Here is a 322-nt window from a genome sequence, read left to right on the forward strand (position 1 = left end):
CTGATTGGTATTCAGGATCTTTTAGTAAAGTTTTCATTAAATTTGTTTGTTCTTTCCCCATACTTTTAGCGAACTTCGATGAGAACTCAGGGTCTTTAAAGAGCTTTTCCCAGAATTGTTGCCCTTTTTCAGATACCAGTGCATCTTCAATCGTTTTCTTTACTACTGTTTCATCTAGTATGAGTGTTTGTTTCATTTTTTCATCAGTTAATACATCTTGAATAGCTTTCTTACCTTGATCTGTTTTTAAAATATCAACAATCATTTTCTTGGTTTGATCGTAATCTAGTTCGGATTTCGTTTCTTTTCCTTTTGCGCATGC

General features: G+C 33.2%; 1 protein-coding gene. It reads right to left on the reverse strand.

Features of this window, described 5'->3' with window-relative positions:
- Positions 1 to 322: spore germination lipoprotein GerD (gene gerD, locus FE392_RS22495; protein ID WP_319931907.1), on the reverse strand; the 322-nt coding region annotated here is incomplete at both ends.

Origin of the sequence: Xenorhabdus santafensis, assembly GCF_033949405.1 — a bacterium.
In the GTDB taxonomy this organism is placed as follows: domain Bacteria; phylum Pseudomonadota; class Gammaproteobacteria; order Enterobacterales; family Enterobacteriaceae; genus Xenorhabdus; species Xenorhabdus santafensis.